The organism is Alkalihalobacillus sp. R86527, assembly GCF_042466185.1.
Taxonomy (GTDB): Bacteria; Bacillota; Bacilli; order Bacillales; family Guptibacillaceae; genus Guptibacillus.
Window position 1 is genome coordinate 2447312 of record NZ_JAXHBW010000001.1, and the last position, 13528, is coordinate 2460839.

The 13528-nt window shown below is 41.1% G+C and carries 18 protein-coding genes and 1 pseudogene; 5 read left to right on the plus strand and 14 right to left on the minus strand.

Annotated elements, in window-relative coordinates; genetic code table 11:
- Positions 1 to 3: 3 nt before the first annotated feature.
- Entirely contained in the window at positions 4 to 942 is a 939-nt protein-coding gene (locus SJY16_RS12520) for a beta-ketoacyl-ACP synthase III (protein ID WP_377889608.1), read from the minus strand.
- Between the two features lie 176 nt (positions 943 to 1118).
- On the opposite strand from SJY16_RS12520, the gene SJY16_RS12525 reads away from it, so the two are divergent.
- Positions 1119 to 1589 (plus strand): YppG family protein, encoded by a 471-nt coding sequence (locus SJY16_RS12525; protein ID WP_377889610.1) that lies wholly within the window; start codon positions 1119 to 1121, stop codon positions 1587 to 1589.
- Between the two features lie 33 nt (positions 1590 to 1622).
- Here the strand turns inward: SJY16_RS12525 and SJY16_RS12530 are convergent, their stop codons facing one another.
- The 4 genes from SJY16_RS12530 to SJY16_RS12545 are packed head-to-tail and all read right to left on the minus strand — an operon-like array spanning position 1623 to position 3499.
- Positions 1623 to 1766, minus strand: coding sequence for a hypothetical protein (locus SJY16_RS12530; protein WP_377889611.1), 144 nt, complete (start codon positions 1764 to 1766; stop codon positions 1623 to 1625).
- A 13-nt stretch (positions 1767 to 1779) separates the two neighbouring features.
- The gene (locus SJY16_RS12535) at positions 1780 to 1944 is read right to left on the minus strand and encodes a ComZ family protein (RefSeq protein WP_377892228.1); all 165 of its coding nucleotides are present in this window, start codon (positions 1942 to 1944) and stop codon (positions 1780 to 1782) included.
- A 57-nt stretch (positions 1945 to 2001) separates the two neighbouring features.
- Positions 2002 to 2556, minus strand: coding sequence for a DinB family protein (locus SJY16_RS12540; RefSeq protein ID WP_377889613.1), 555 nt, complete (start codon positions 2554 to 2556; stop codon positions 2002 to 2004).
- 19 nt (positions 2557 to 2575) lie between these two features.
- On the minus strand, positions 2576 to 3499 hold the full coding sequence (locus SJY16_RS12545; RefSeq protein ID WP_377889614.1) for an NAD-dependent epimerase/dehydratase family protein: 924 nt from the start codon (positions 3497 to 3499) through the stop codon (positions 2576 to 2578).
- Positions 3500 to 3583: 84 nt separating this feature from the next.
- On the opposite strand from SJY16_RS12545, the gene SJY16_RS12550 reads away from it, so the two are divergent.
- Positions 3584 to 4771: an NAD(P)/FAD-dependent oxidoreductase gene (locus SJY16_RS12550; protein WP_377889615.1), complete on the plus strand. Its 1188-nt coding sequence runs from the start codon at positions 3584 to 3586 to the stop codon at positions 4769 to 4771.
- 3 nt (positions 4772 to 4774) lie between these two features.
- On the opposite strand, the gene SJY16_RS12555 is transcribed toward SJY16_RS12550, so the two are convergent.
- Positions 4775 to 5500: a hypothetical protein gene (locus SJY16_RS12555; RefSeq protein ID WP_377889617.1), complete on the minus strand. Its 726-nt coding sequence runs from the start codon at positions 5498 to 5500 to the stop codon at positions 4775 to 4777.
- Between the two features lie 400 nt (positions 5501 to 5900).
- Between SJY16_RS12555 and SJY16_RS12560 the strand changes: the two genes are divergently transcribed.
- On the plus strand, positions 5901 to 6080 hold the full coding sequence (locus SJY16_RS12560; protein WP_377889619.1) for a YjzD family protein: 180 nt from the start codon (positions 5901 to 5903) through the stop codon (positions 6078 to 6080).
- Positions 6081 to 6109: 29 nt separating this feature from the next.
- On the opposite strand, the gene SJY16_RS12565 is transcribed toward SJY16_RS12560, so the two are convergent.
- Positions 6110 to 6298 carry a YjzC family protein gene (locus SJY16_RS12565; RefSeq protein WP_377889621.1) on the minus strand — a complete coding sequence of 63 codons (189 nt, stop codon included), beginning with the start codon at positions 6296 to 6298 and terminating at the stop codon, positions 6110 to 6112.
- A 165-nt stretch (positions 6299 to 6463) separates the two neighbouring features.
- Between SJY16_RS12565 and SJY16_RS12570 the strand changes: the two genes are divergently transcribed.
- Positions 6464 to 7276: an undecaprenyl-diphosphate phosphatase gene (locus SJY16_RS12570; protein WP_377889623.1), complete on the plus strand. Its 813-nt coding sequence runs from the start codon at positions 6464 to 6466 to the stop codon at positions 7274 to 7276.
- Between the two features lie 331 nt (positions 7277 to 7607).
- Here the strand turns inward: SJY16_RS12570 and moaD are convergent, their stop codons facing one another.
- From moaD to SJY16_RS12590, 4 genes are read right to left on the minus strand one after another with little or no spacing between them, the layout of a single operon-like run.
- Positions 7608 to 7844, minus strand: a complete 237-nt coding sequence (gene moaD / locus SJY16_RS12575) for a molybdopterin converting factor subunit 1 (RefSeq protein WP_377889624.1) — start codon at positions 7842 to 7844, stop codon at positions 7608 to 7610.
- Positions 7844 to 8302 carry a molybdenum cofactor biosynthesis protein MoaE gene (locus SJY16_RS12580; protein WP_377889626.1) on the minus strand — a complete coding sequence of 153 codons (459 nt, stop codon included), beginning with the start codon at positions 8300 to 8302 and terminating at the stop codon, positions 7844 to 7846. Before SJY16_RS12580 ends, moaD begins: the two co-directional genes overlap by 1 nt.
- Positions 8289 to 8795, minus strand: a complete 507-nt coding sequence (gene mobB / locus SJY16_RS12585; RefSeq protein WP_377889627.1) for a molybdopterin-guanine dinucleotide biosynthesis protein B — start codon at positions 8793 to 8795, stop codon at positions 8289 to 8291. Before mobB ends, SJY16_RS12580 begins: the two co-directional genes overlap by 14 nt.
- Positions 8792 to 10051, minus strand: a complete 1260-nt coding sequence (locus SJY16_RS12590) for a molybdopterin molybdotransferase MoeA (RefSeq protein WP_377892230.1) — start codon at positions 10049 to 10051, stop codon at positions 8792 to 8794. The genes mobB and SJY16_RS12590 overlap by 4 nt, the downstream gene beginning before the upstream one ends.
- A gap of 146 nt (positions 10052 to 10197) precedes the next feature.
- Between SJY16_RS12590 and SJY16_RS12595 the strand changes: the two genes are divergently transcribed.
- Complete coding sequence (locus tag SJY16_RS12595; RefSeq protein ID WP_377889629.1) at positions 10198 to 11871, plus strand: LysM peptidoglycan-binding domain-containing protein; 1674 nt, start codon at positions 10198 to 10200, stop codon at positions 11869 to 11871.
- Between the two features lie 40 nt (positions 11872 to 11911).
- Here the strand turns inward: SJY16_RS12595 and SJY16_RS12600 are convergent.
- The 3 genes and pseudogenes from SJY16_RS12600 to SJY16_RS12610 all read right to left on the minus strand — a co-directional run bounded on the left by SJY16_RS12600 (position 11912) and on the right by SJY16_RS12610 (position 13515).
- Positions 11912 to 12225 (minus strand): annotated as a pseudogene (locus SJY16_RS12600) (metal-sulfur cluster assembly factor).
- A gap of 78 nt (positions 12226 to 12303) precedes the next feature.
- On the minus strand, positions 12304 to 13071 hold the full coding sequence (locus SJY16_RS12605; protein ID WP_377889630.1) for a prolyl oligopeptidase family serine peptidase: 768 nt from the start codon (positions 13069 to 13071) through the stop codon (positions 12304 to 12306).
- A 123-nt stretch (positions 13072 to 13194) separates the two neighbouring features.
- On the minus strand, positions 13195 to 13515 hold the full coding sequence (locus tag SJY16_RS12610; protein WP_377889632.1) for a hypothetical protein: 321 nt from the start codon (positions 13513 to 13515) through the stop codon (positions 13195 to 13197).
- Positions 13516 to 13528 lie beyond the last annotated feature (13 nt).

The window sequence follows — 13528 nt, forward strand, 5'->3', positions numbered from 1 at the left end:
AGCTTATTTTCCTAATTTAAGTGCTACAGCACCCCAGGTCAATCCACCGCCAAATCCTACTAATACAACAACATCATCATCTTTCACTCGTCCTTCACGGACCGCTTCAGATAGGGCGATTGGAATTGTTGAAGAGGATGTATTACCGTATTTCTTCACAGTCGTTGCCATGTTTTCCACAGGTAATTCAAGCTTTTGTCGCGCCGCTTCCATGATTCGGATATTCGCTTGGTGAGGAACTAAGTAATCGACATCAGCCTTTGTAAGTCCGGCTTTATCAATCACGTTAACTGCAGATTGCCCCATCTGCCTTACAGCAAACTTAAACACTTCTCTGCCGTTCATTTCCATAAACCCTTGAGGTTCTTGATAAAGGTGTTTTGAGCCTGAACCATCTGAACCGAGTTCAAATGACAGGATGCCTCTTCCTTCCGAAACAGGTCCGATAACGGCAGCTCCCGCTCCATCCCCGAATAGTACCGCTGTATTACGGTCATCCCAGTTCGTGATTTTAGAGAGCTTTTCAACACCTACAACCAAGATATTTTTATATGTGTCATTATTAATAAATTGCGACGCTGTAATCATACCATACATAAACCCAGCACACGCAGCACTCACATCCATTGCTGCAGCCTTAGTTGCTCCTAGTTTATCTTGCAATAGACAACCTACGGATGGGAAGGGAAAGTCTGGTGTTACGGTAGCGACCAGAATAAGATCAAGGTCTTCTGCTTTTATATTTGCATCTTCTAGAGCTTTAATAGATGCTTCATAAGCCATGTCCGATGTATTCGTATTATCATCAGCAATTCTTCGCTCTTCAATACCTGTTCTTGTGCGAATCCATTCATCTGATGTATCAACCATCTTTTCTAAGTCATGGTTTGTCAAAATACGTTCCGGTACATAATGGCCAATACCCATTAAACCTGCATTCATATTAATTGCTCCTTTGTAGGAAATTTTCTATCTTCAGTTACCACCAATCTTTAGTAGCTGGTACTAATTTTAATTGAAACAGAATGATTTGTCTACACTCTTGCTCGATGTATCCAACACCATTCATGAGTAATTACATAAAATAAACATAACGAATGAGTGAAGGAGGTCTATGGATGTATAATCCGTACCAACAGCCCCATCCCCCTCAATACTATACACAACAGCAAGTTCCCTATCAGTCGTTCCAGCAACCACAACAACCAATGGCTCCAGGATATCAGCCATACTATCCCCAGCAGTCTCCTGCCCCTCAACACTATTCTGGTTATCCTGGAGTATCTGGATATCAGGGAGGTTCAGGTTATCCTGGAGGCTCTGCGTATTCCAGTCAACCTGGCTACCACAATCAATTTGGCTATCAAGGACAGCCTGGGTACCCTGGACAGCCCGGATATCCTGCAGGGCATCCTTACCCCGGATATCCTGCAGGGCCAGGAGGATTTATGAATAAGTACAAAAAGCCAAATGGAAATTATGATATGCCTAAGATGATCAATTCCGCTAACCAGGTGATGAATACATTTAAACAAGTCAGTCCGATGGTAAAACAAATGGGATCACTAATGAATTTATTCATTAAATAATTGAAAAGACGTGAATCATCACGTCTTTTCACGTTATTTAGAGTACAACAAAAGACTACCCACAGTTACTAATAATAGGACACCGGAAATGACCATAAGACCAAAACTTCCTATTAAAATTCCTAATAATAGTCCAATTAGCGGGATAAACCAGATCCAGTATGCTTTCTTGGTCATTGCTCTCTCTCCCTTATTCCTCGGCGTCCTGCTTTCCAAGTTCATAAGCATCTTCCATCGCTTTTAAGAATAGTTCGAGTAGCGGTTGCATGTTATCAAGATCTAACTCGATATCCTGCTCGCTAAGAGACTGTTTCGCCTCTGGAAAATACTTCATCGCAATTTGCATAAATCTCATATTTTGTTCCAATACATTCACCCCTATTATTCTTTCGCCAATTTAGGCTCGGTTCTATTATAACGACAAATAGGGTGTATTGAAATGCTCCCATTGTTCTCTTTGACCGGAAACCATCTTAAGTACCATCGCTGCCTGTCCTCTATGATATGCTTCGTGATCGATTAGATGACTGATCACCCACTCTGGCGAGTAGGCATGGACCTCACCATTAATTTCTACTTCAGGGCCAGGCTTACGATAATCAACGTCTGACAGGTTATTATAGAATTTCCTGCACATTTCTCTTACTTCAGCAAGTCTAGCGAGAAACCAGGACAAGTCCTTTTCCTCAGGTGCAGAGATCACTTGCTCTTCCTTAAAGAAAAATCGCTCTTTCTCATCCTCAGTAACTTGCTCACCCATGAGCGCATTTTTTACCCACCATAGCTCGATTTGTGCGATATGAAGCAAGTAACCAGCAACTGTTGGGAATTTGGAATAATGATAGTGAAGCTCCTGGTCTTCTATTTTACTAACCATGTAAAGTAGCTTTTCTCTTGTTTCTTTTAGAGCCTTCATCCCGTGTGAAGAATCATGAACATCGTAATTTCCTAGTGTCTTTTCCAACATAATGATCGTCCCTTCCTACTCATTCAAGTTGTTGTGGATAAAAATCAGGATAAAGTTGTGTTAATTTCTTTAGATGATTACGCTGCTCTTCTAGCCCTTTTTCGATTGGAGTAAGGTTATTAAATGAGAGCTTCTTGACACATTCCTTATTCGACACTGTACACGTCATACTTGAGTTTTTTCGAATTTCTACTTTATCTCTTATTAACCATTCGACTCCTTTTTGCCATTCTCCTTCTCTGCCACTAGACAGATTGAAGGTTTCAGAGCTTTCCTTTCGTTCAGCAGCTCTCACCAAGCCTTCACACACATCTTTCACATAGAGCGCATCAAAGTGGCACCTTTCACCTTCTAACAAAAAATTCTTCGAAAGTTTACCTGTTTGCAAAACATGTTGAAAAACATGATCATCACGTTGCCATGGACCATAAACAAGTGGCAAACGAACCTTCTTTACGATTGTTTTGCTGTCTGAGCAATCGAGAACTACTTCTTCTGCGGCTTTTAGTTTCCCTAGAAGAGTAGAAGGGTTTAAAGGCGTTCGTTCCGTTATTCTTCCATATCTTCTCCCGAAAATTTCAAAAGATGAAGTGTACACAAGGCGTTTTCCAGAACAAGCAGATAGAATTTTCTTTGTAATTAAAGTGCCCTCTTCAACCAAACGACCAGATCGTTGTCCATCGATTTGAGGAGGTACACTCAAATGAAAAACTACATCGCAATCGCTCACAAGCGAGTCTATGGAAGTTTCACTCAGCAACGCATCTACATAGCTATAGTTAGAATTTCTAGCAAAAAGCAGTTCTTTCTCAGAGTATTCAATCTTCCGACTTCCATCCACTTTCCCATCGAGAGCAACAACTTCGATACCTTCATCAAGAAGAAACTCACTCAAATGAAACCCAATAAAACCAAGCGCACCAGTCACAAGCACTTTCCTCATATTGCTCCTCCTCCAAACTTGAATAATCACCCGAATGTGAGCGCAGTCTAAGAAAATAACTTTATTACGGAAGGGAAATTGGACATGGACCTCCATTACGGCAAACCATTCTGGCCAACATTACATCAAGATCAAACAGGTTTCCCAAAGCTCACAACCTCCATTTCATGCGATGTATTGATCATTGGTGGCGGCTTTGCAGGTACGATGATGGCTCGCATGCTTTCAGACTATCAATTAAAAACCGTCTTGCTTGAAAAAGACGAGATCGGTTCTGGAAGTACTGCTGCTAATACTGGTTTATTGCAATTCTCTAACGATGAATTCCTTATCGATCTTATAGAGAAAATCGGTGTAGAGAAAGCTGTCTATTTTTATAAACTTTGTTTAAAAGCTCTCGACGAACTAGATAAATACCATTCTTACTTACCAACACCCGCTGACTTTCAGCGAGTGGACAGCTTCTACTTCGCAAGTTCCGATCGCCATGCTAAGAAACTTAAGAATGAATTTGAAGCGCTCCGTAAATACGGATTTTCTGCTGATTGGTTGGATCAACGAGCGATAGAAGGTCTTTACTCCTTTAGTGCTCCATGTGGAATTTATACGAAAAATGAAGCTCAAGTAGACCCATATCAATTCGCGCGATCTCTTGCGATGAATTCACAGGAACTTGGAGCTGATCTCTATGAACACACGGAAGTCCTCTCTCATAGGTTCACAGATGACATGCTTCATTTTGAAACAGAGCATGGGGAAATCACGGCAAAACATGTAATCTATGCAACAGGCTATGCGACTCAAGAGTTTGCAAAAACAAAAGGCGCTCTACTTGAGCGCACTTATACAATTGCTACTGAACCTGTCGAAAACTTCGATGGGTGGCACAATCGTTCTTTAATCTGGGAAACAAATCGTCCATATTTCTATTTAAGGACCACCGCTGATCATAGAATCCTGATCGGAGGTCTCGATAAGGCATTAACTAAAGAAGACTTGCTTCCATCTTATAGTAAGAAATTGTTAGAGAAACTTCATTCCATGTTTCCAACTATCCAAACATCTTCTGCATATGAATGGAGCTCCGTCTTTGCTTCAAGTAAGGATGGTTTACCGTTCATCGGTCAGCATCCAAAATACAATGGTGTCTATTTCATGCTAGGGTACGGTGGCAATGGAACTGTTTATAATATGGTTGCCGCTGAAATGTTAAAGGATCTCATTCTTTACCGGTACCACCCTGCAATGGCGATTACATCCTTGAAACGATAAATGTTAAAGACTGCTCTCTTCAGATTGAAAGAAGCGCACGATTTTTTTTCCTAAAGATTGATAACTGTCACTTAAGAGTGTTAATTCAATCGGTGAACCCGCTTTTTCCTGCAGCTGTTCGTATTCCCTGATCTTCTCGAGGGAATATGGACTATTTATCGAATGATGCCAGATCTTAATAGGGCATCGAGCGATTTCGATTTCTTTCAATTCCAGTGTTTCTAATACGTTCTCACGATCGATTCCATAAGCGAGACCGATCTCTTTCATTAATCGTTTATAAAACAGCTTATGCTTTTGTTCTCTCAGAATTAGATCTTTCACATTCATACAAGGATTCAAGTAAGCAGCTGATCGAATTCTGCTGCTCTTATTATGTTGAAAAGAATTAGCAGCGAGAACCCCCATCCCTTCAGCTAGAATATGAATCTTATCATTTAAAATTTCCTGTTTATGAACGAGTTTATAGATCCGTTCTGCTAATCTGACTGCCCCTTCAGAACCCCAGTGACGTCCATATAAATTGCTCGTATAAACGGTATAGCCTGCATGAAGGAGTTCCCCAATAATGCTCGCACGCGTGTGGTTTTGTAGCCAAAAACTAGTATCGGCATCCACAAAGTGTGAGACGTCTCCGAAAATGAACACGCCGAAACCGTTAGGCTTTTCAGGGACAAGAACGATCGTCCACTCCCCGTCTAATCGATAGACTCGTTTACGAATACACATACTCTCCCCTCGCCCTTTTTCCATCTTTCTGTATACACTATGCAGGATAAGCTTAGAAGAAAGGGAGATGTGCCTATTTTATAGTCTTTTTATATGGAGTGAATCATTATTTTTCAAACGTAGCCCCCTTACTTCATGTTATGCCATTCCTATTCCATTCATGATATGGCTTCTTATTCGCTCATTGCTTTTATCTGTTACGACGCTTGCTTTACTTTTCCTCACATGCCCACAACAGAAGCTTTGGGGGTGGCTACTCGTTCTTCATTTCTTATGGACGAGCTTTACAACGTATCTTTCATAGGTTTTATGTCATGAATCGCTAAAAATGTAGGTGTCGAAAATCCGTGTTTATGGTATGATGTTCGGTAGAATACGTTTACAAATGGGGTGAAATACTGTGCGCTATATTTGGGCAATTATCTGGGGATTCCTGCTTAGCAACATGATCTTCTATGTACTTGCATCTATGCAGGGAGGCCATTTCAATTTTCCGGCTGCAATTATTTTTGGGGTTATCATCTCAGGAGCTGCAATCGTCTTAGGTGATGGAGTCATCACTGATTCAGCCGAGCAATAGAGACAAGCGCCTGACTGGCGCTTGTTTTTTTAGTGGTGGGGTTTAGGCTCACGTGCCCACTTTCGATTCTGATTGGAGCATTGAGGAAAAGCCTCACCAGCTTTGAGCTTAACCTGCTGAGGATCTTTCACCATCGTGCCGGTCTCACCAATTTCAATATACATGCCATTGTTCGGAGCTTTTTGCCCTGGTGTATAATGACGATTTTCTCCGCCCATCTGACAGCCTCCTTCCTCTTATGAATACCGCCCCCTTTAACAGCATTCAACACCGAATAGTATTTTATGTAGAAACAAGGTCTTTACAAAACTGGAAACCCTGGTGTTTAATGGATACATGTGTCAAACAGATAGTGAACGTTTAATTATTGGAGGAAAGAAATCATGGAACTGTGGGTACTTCTAAAGTACGCATTACTTGGACTGCTTCAGGGGTTTACAGAACCCATCCCTATTTCATCGAGCGGTCACTTAGTTATTGCAAAAGAATATTTCAACTTAGAAACAAAGGGCTTAAGCTTTGAAGTTCTCATGAACTTCGCTTCACTTATCGCTGTGCTGATCATCTACCGACGTGATCTGTTACGCTTAACAACGAATGGCTTAAGTTTCATAACAACAAAGAACAAAAGTGCTAAAGACGATTTTATGTTCATCGTATACTTAGTAATCGGTACGGTTCCTGCCGCGGTGCTTGGCATCCTTTTCGGCGATTTAATTGGCGAGAAACTCAGCCATTACAAAACTGTTGGAATCACACTCATTATTACGGGAATCGCGCTTTGGTTAATTCGCAACCTCCGTGGAGGAAAAAGCGATCAAGACCTTAATCTAAAAGATGCCCTTATCGTAGGCTTTGCTCAAGCAATCGCATTGATCCCTGGGATCAGCCGCTCCGGAGCAACGATCGTTGCTGCTATGGGCGTTGGAATGAAGCAAGAAACTGCACTAAGGTTCTCCTTTTTACTGTTTATCCCTGTAAGTGTAGGTACGATGGTGTTCGGAATCGGAGACATACTAGCCGATCAACGCTTACGTTTAGATGATCTTCTTATTCCTTATATCGTAGCTTTCTTACTATCATTGATTGCTTCTTACTTTTCACTAAAGTGGTTCATGAACATCATGGCAAAAGGAAACCTAATTTATTTTGCAATTTATTGCTTTATTGCAGGCGCACTTGTTCTTATTTTCTAAACCAGTTAAAAAAAACACCCGTGTTGGGTGTTTTTAGTTTGTCGAGAAAGTCTTTAGAACCATCTGTCACAGACTAGTGGTGATTTCCGCTCCAGGACGCTCCAATCTACATTAAATGTGTAATTCGAAAACAAGACGAAAGAAAAGCTGATAATATCGACTTGAGAAATAAAGCAGATGTTCACTTAATGTTAACTGATCGGAAAGTTTGATGTAACTAACTGCAAGCTAACAGGAGTGAATACCGCTTGAATAACACCTACAGCATCGAGAACGAAAAAATCAGGGTTTCGCAACAAGCTAAAAAACACCCCCGTTGGGTGTTTTTTCTTTATCCTCCACTCACTGGTGGAATAAAAGCGATAACGTCATTTGCTTTTACAGTGCGGTTCTCTTCCTCTTCATATTCCTCATTGATTGCAGTCATCGTTTGATGAAGCTTGAGAGAAGGATACTCCGAAAGTAAGTATTCTTTCACGTTTTGAACAGTCATCCCTTCACCTTCAAACTCCAACTCCTCTTTCCCAACTTTCTCTCGTTGATCAGCGAAAAATAATATCTTCACCATTATGATTCCTCCTCTGGTCGACCTGTTGGATAGGATGTTTGTTCTAGCTGATCGCCAATCCACTCTTCTCCATCGACCCAGTATTCCTTTTTCCAAATCGGAACGATTTCTTTAATACGTTCGATTGCATATCGACTTGCTTCGTAACTCTCAGCCCTATGTGGTGAAGCGACAGCGATGACGACGGCAATGTCACTTATCGCTAACTTTCCTGTTCGATGGACGATCGATGTTTTCACACCGGGCCAACGATTATTGATTTCAGAACCAATCCGTTGAAGTTGCTTTTCTGCCATTGAAGGATAGGCTTCATATTGCAATGAAACCGTCTGTTTATGTCCTGTAAATTCACGAACAGTTCCAATAAATGTATTCACAGCACCTGCTTCGGGGTGAACAACGCTCGAAACAACGTCATTTACGTCAATTTCTTCCGATGTGATTTTATAATACTCCATTTGTAAAATCCTCCAGTAACTGATTGATGCATTCATCGATATTCTTTGCTTGATAACTTGGTTCAACGTTTGGAAGGTATGAATCTTGTGTAATAACGGCTTTGACCATCGAATCCATTAGCAATCCTTTATCTTGGTGATCTCTTACCATGATGACACGTGGATAATGGTAATCCTTATACCCCTCAATCAAAATGATATCAAGATCAAACGAAGAATAGAGGGTCATAAGGTGTGGAAGCTCCCAATCCTTTTCATTAGTAGCATGGATTGAAAGAAGGCCATCCCCACTTACTCCCGTGACGATAGCGCCAGCTTTACGATGACGTCCTGTATCCTTCTCATCATCATAAACCTCTGGTTTCCCATGGCCATGATGCTTAATCACGCCTACCTTCAGTCCTTCTTCTGCTGCACGACTCACAAATTTCTCAACAAAAAAGGTCTTACCGCTGTTCTGGTAACCAATGACTTGTAGGATAGCTGGCATCATGGCTGAATGGAACCTTCTTCTCTTAAGTGTAGAATATCTACTACGTCTCCTGCTTTGAAGCCCCTCGTTCCTCCTGGAAGAACAGTTAGTGCATTCGCATCAGCTAATGATGTCACACTTCCAGATTTGTCTAATCCAGTTGGAATTACTTGAATATGTCCATCTACTTCTTCTGTTTTACTACGAACAAATCTTGTAAAAGGATTCGGTTTTGGAAAGTCTTTCTGAAGAACCGCCTTACTCTTCAATCGATGAGGAGTTTTTGAGAAAAGAGCTCGTTTTAGAATAGGTCTCACGAAAAGTTCAAATCCAACAAAACAGGCAGACGGATTTCCTGATAATCCGAATAAAATCTTTCCATTCCATTCAGCAACGGTCGTCACACTACCTGGCCTCATGCCAATTTTATTAAATAAGACAGTTGCCCCTAACTTCTCGTAAATCGCAGGCAAATAATCATAGTCTCCGACTGATACGCCACCAGTAGTAATGAGGATATCAACGTGTTCAAGCGCTTCTTTCACTGTAGAGTAACACTTCTCAAAGTCATCTTCGAGAACACCATAATACGTTGGTGATCCTCCTGCTGCTTTGATCTGTCCTTCGATCATTGGTGAATTACTGTTACGAATCTTTCCAGGTTCTAAAGCGTCACTTGGATCTAGAAGTTCGGTTCCTGTAGCAAAAAGGCCTACTTCAGGTTTCTTTACTACTGGTACCAAGCCATATCCAAACGTGGCTAGAAGGGCTTTTACGCCAGGCGTAATCATTGCGCCACGCTCGACGAGCACTTTCCCTTTTGGAGCATCTTCACCTTGCTTTGAAATGTTGTCTCCTTCTTTAACCTTCCGCTTTATGTATATATAAGACGAGTCTTGGCTGCTTTCTTCACGAACAAGTTCAAACATTATGACGGCAGTTGCCCCATTTGGTATCGGTGCGCCTGTCATGATTCGAATCGCCTCTTTGCGCTTGAGTGTTTTCTTGGCCACTGTTCCTGCACCTATTTCTTCAATCACTTTCAATCGAACTGGATTCTCTTGATTCGACTCATAAGTATCTTCAGCACGAATTGCAAAACCATCGTATGGTGATCGATCAAAGGGTGGTACATCATGATCAGATTTAAGATCTACTCCAAGATATCTACCGTCACTTTCTGCGAGCGGTAGCATTTCGATTTGGCTCTCGTAGGATAACTGCATGACTTTTTTTATCGCATCTTGGACCGGTAGTGGTTTTCTTCTCTCAACCATCTTCATCTCCACTCCTTCTTCTTTATCTGTTTTCATTGTAACAAAGAACTCACAGAATCATGAAAATAAACGTTGAATGATTGCCCATTGCTCTGAATAGATTGATAGTGATGCAACTTATATGTGAATGGAAAGGAGTGATGAATATGCCTGAGAACCACTATATGGTTAAGCCCGGTGATACGTTGTTATCAATTGCAGATTCCTACAACCGTTCTGTTAGCGACATCAAAGATAATAACGCATTGCCTTCGAACATCATTTATGTTGGACAGATGCTTCGAATCCCCTCTGATTCCACGGCTTATGAAGTACAAAGAGGAGATACGCTATTAACAATCGCTGAAAGATTTCAGATTCCCGTTGAAGAAATCAAGCATGAGAATCAGCTCAGAACGAATATCATCTATGTTGGTCAGCAGCTCGATATCCCGAATACATCCAATCGTTCTTACCGTGTTGAGTATACGGTAAAAGCGGGCGACAGTCTTTATCAAATTGCGAACCAATACAATACAACGGTAAAAAGTCTACTCACACTGAATGAACTTGAAGCTGATTCATTAGCAATCGGTCAAACGCTAAAGATCCCTAGTTATACGGAAGTCGTCACACGAACCGACCGTGCAAATATAAGAACGGGACCTGGGAAAGGGTATAACATCATTACTCAGATGCGAGCCGGTGCAAGACTTGCAGTCAAAGGCATACGTGACAGCTGGTACAAAGTAGAGCTTTATGATGGAACGGAAGGATGGGTTTCTGATAGTATTGTCGAATTCAAAGTATATGGAGATGAGAAGCCTGTATCTCGAATTATCGGCTATTATACGCTTGAAGAAGGTCCACAGCTTCCTTCTTCTTATCAATCTTTTGTTCAACACCGCCCTTCTTTATCTCAACTTGCGCTGTTTTTGTTTCGGATTAGTCAGGCGAATCCAACTAAGATCGAAAAGTTTGGGAAATTTACCGATAAAGAGATCGCGAAACTCGTCCAGCTCGCTCATGAACAAAACATCAAAATCATCCCTGTCGTTCATAACCTTTTATATAAAAAGGGAGATACTGAACCAAGCAAGAAGGTTGTTCAAACCCTTGTATCAAGCGAAGAAAACAGAAGAGCTTTTGCTTTGAACCTTGTGAAGCTTATCGAAAAATACAATTTTGATGGTGTCGATATTGACATCGAGGATGTGTATATTGAGGATTCAGAAAAGCTATCGCTTCTTTACAAAACCATCGGTGAAGAAATGAACAAAAAAGGATACTTCTTTTCAGCAAGCGTCCCTTCACGCGCTTCTGATGAGCCAGTTAATCCTTTCTCAGATCCATTCGACTATGCTGCAATTGGGGGCGCTGTTGATCAATTTATCGTCATGCTCTATAACGAGTTCGGTTGGCCAGGAAGTCCAGCTGGACCAGCGGTAACGGCAGGTTGGATGGATAAAGTCATGAAGTATGCGAAAACAAGAATCCCTCCAGAGAAACTCGTAGCAGCAGTCTCTGTCTTTGGATTTGACTTTAATCTAGATAAAGATAAAAGCACGTATGTAACATATGATATGGCAATGAAATTAAAGAAAAAATACAAAGCAGAAGTTAAATTTGACGAAGAACGTAAAACGCCTTATTTCACTTATACAGACGAGGAAGGCAGCAAACACGAGGTCTGGTTTGAAAACGAAGAAAGCATTCGGGCAAAGGTTAACCTTGCGGACCAGCTCGGAATACAAGGTGTGGCACTTTGGAGACTCGGCATGGAGGACCCTGCCATGTGGACGATGATCTCTGATGAAGTCGTTGTCGAAAGAACAGAATAAAAAAAAGGAAGAGGTTGCCCCTCTTCCTTTTTTCGTATGATCAAGTGATGCCTAGTGCAATTTTTGCATAACGAGACATCTTGTCTTTTGTCCAAGGTGGATTCCATACGATATCTACCTCAGCGTCATTTACTTCTTCTACGTCTGATAGACAACGTTTCACATCGTTAACGATTGTTCCTGCTAGTGGGCATCCCATTGCAGTTAGCGTCATCGTAACATCAGCTTTACCAGTTTCATCTAAGTCTACGTCATAGACAAGGCCTAGATTTACAATATCGATACCTAACTCAGGATCGATTACGTTCTAAGAGCTTCCATCAATTTATCTTTCGTTGCTTGATCTGCAGCCATGTTCATTCTCCTTTCATTCTACTTCCACATTCTATTATAACAAACTGAGTTTCAACTTAAACCGAAAAGCACTGATTGCTACAAATGAGTCTTAAACCATTCCACAAGTTCGAGAACTGCTTCGCGAGAAACTTTGTGACCAGACGTCTCATCTTTAACAAATTTTAAGTTCTGTTCGTTCCCTTCATAGCGGGCTTTAATTTGATGATAGAAATCATAAGTAAGAGTATACGGAACCACTTTGTCCACCGTACTATGCCACATTAGGAGCGGACGGGCGTTCAATGTTTCTTCTTTTAGTGAAAGATCATATTCCTGTAATCCTTCAATCTGCCTTTTCATTTCCTCTTCTGAAATAGGAAGACTAAACCCTTCTTCTTTCAAGTAATGGATTTGAGCATTAGCAAGTTTAAAGTATGACGGCGACCCCATTAATGATACAGCCGCTTTGATCCAAGGGTATTGGGTTAACGATCCAAATGTAAGGATTCCCCCCATTGACGTGCCTGACATGCCAATTCGATTTTCTTGTACAAGGTTTCGACTGATTAAATGCTGCCTTATATAATCAAGTTCATTCAAGCTTTGAATGACAATATCCCAAAACACATATTGTCGCTTTTCCTCGGAGAGGTTCTTTTCACGCTCACCATGATGGACGGCATCCGGTAACACAACTCGGAATCCCTCCTCAGCAAGTAAGTACGCAATATGAAGGTTATGTTCTTTTGCACTAGTAAACCCATGCTGAAACATAACCAGTGGGAGTTTTTCTTTAGAAAGATTTTCATCCACTACATGTAGCACTGGAATGTTTTCCATCAACTCATTTTCTATCGTAATCATGTGCATGGCCCCTTTTACATTCATCTACCATAATCGTACCATTCTAAGAAAGTATTAGTAAATTTAGAGCACCTCATATTCATAAAAAAACATGCAGGCTGGTTTAAGCCTGCATGTTTATCTTTATTTATTTACTTGCGTTTCGTTGCTCTTTTCAACCGATTTCATGTTTTCTAACTTGTTATAGTACTGTGTCGGAAATTGAGAACCTTCATAAACCATCTTGCTATCTCCACTATCGTTTGATTTATCAGGAGGTGTTGGATTTCCTGCCTTTTCTACAGGAAGGCCATCACTGAATTTCTTTGAGACTTGGTGGCGAATGTCGTTTGCTTTTGTTTTCAACTTCTCTCTCTTCTCTGGGTCTTTCAATAAATAAGAAGAAATGCCGATTGTGCTAGCGGCTGCAATGCTTGAAATGAGTACCGTTTGTTTTTTGGTCATAATCGACTGCACC

Excerpts from the sequence above, each read along its gene's own strand:
- SJY16_RS12520 (WP_377889608.1), bottom strand. The coding sequence starts at position 942 with ATGAATGCAGGTTTAATGGGTATTGGCCATTATGTACCGGAACGTATT.
- SJY16_RS12525 (WP_377889610.1), top strand. The coding sequence starts at position 1,119 with ATGTATAATCCGTACCAACAGCCCCATCCCCCTCAATACTATACACAA.
- SJY16_RS12530 (WP_377889611.1), bottom strand. The coding sequence starts at position 1,766 with ATGACCAAGAAAGCATACTGGATCTGGTTTATCCCGCTAATTGGACTA.
- SJY16_RS12535 (WP_377892228.1), bottom strand. The coding sequence starts at position 1,944 with ATGAGATTTATGCAAATTGCGATGAAGTATTTTCCAGAGGCGAAACAG.
- SJY16_RS12540 (WP_377889613.1), bottom strand. The coding sequence starts at position 2,556 with ATGTTGGAAAAGACACTAGGAAATTACGATGTTCATGATTCTTCACAC.
- SJY16_RS12545 (WP_377889614.1), bottom strand. The coding sequence starts at position 3,499 with ATGAGGAAAGTGCTTGTGACTGGTGCGCTTGGTTTTATTGGGTTTCAT.
- SJY16_RS12550 (WP_377889615.1), top strand. The coding sequence starts at position 3,584 with ATGGACCTCCATTACGGCAAACCATTCTGGCCAACATTACATCAAGAT.
- SJY16_RS12555 (WP_377889617.1), bottom strand. The coding sequence starts at position 5,500 with ATGTGTATTCGTAAACGAGTCTATCGATTAGACGGGGAGTGGACGATC.
- SJY16_RS12565 (WP_377889621.1), bottom strand. The coding sequence starts at position 6,298 with ATGGGCGGAGAAAATCGTCATTATACACCAGGGCAAAAAGCTCCGAAC.
- SJY16_RS12570 (WP_377889623.1), top strand. The coding sequence starts at position 6,464 with ATGGAACTGTGGGTACTTCTAAAGTACGCATTACTTGGACTGCTTCAG.
- moaD (WP_377889624.1), bottom strand. The coding sequence starts at position 7,844 with ATGGTGAAGATATTATTTTTCGCTGATCAACGAGAGAAAGTTGGGAAA.
- SJY16_RS12580 (WP_377889626.1), bottom strand. The coding sequence starts at position 8,302 with ATGGAGTATTATAAAATCACATCGGAAGAAATTGACGTAAATGACGTT.
- mobB (WP_377889627.1), bottom strand. The coding sequence starts at position 8,795 with ATGATGCCAGCTATCCTACAAGTCATTGGTTACCAGAACAGCGGTAAG.
- SJY16_RS12590 (WP_377892230.1), bottom strand. The coding sequence starts at position 10,051 with ATGGTTGAGAGAAGAAAACCACTACCGGTCCAAGATGCGATAAAAAAA.
- SJY16_RS12595 (WP_377889629.1), top strand. The coding sequence starts at position 10,198 with ATGCCTGAGAACCACTATATGGTTAAGCCCGGTGATACGTTGTTATCA.
- SJY16_RS12605 (WP_377889630.1), bottom strand. The coding sequence starts at position 13,071 with ATGATTACGATAGAAAATGAGTTGATGGAAAACATTCCAGTGCTACAT.
- SJY16_RS12610 (WP_377889632.1), bottom strand. The coding sequence starts at position 13,515 with ATGACCAAAAAACAAACGGTACTCATTTCAAGCATTGCAGCCGCTAGC.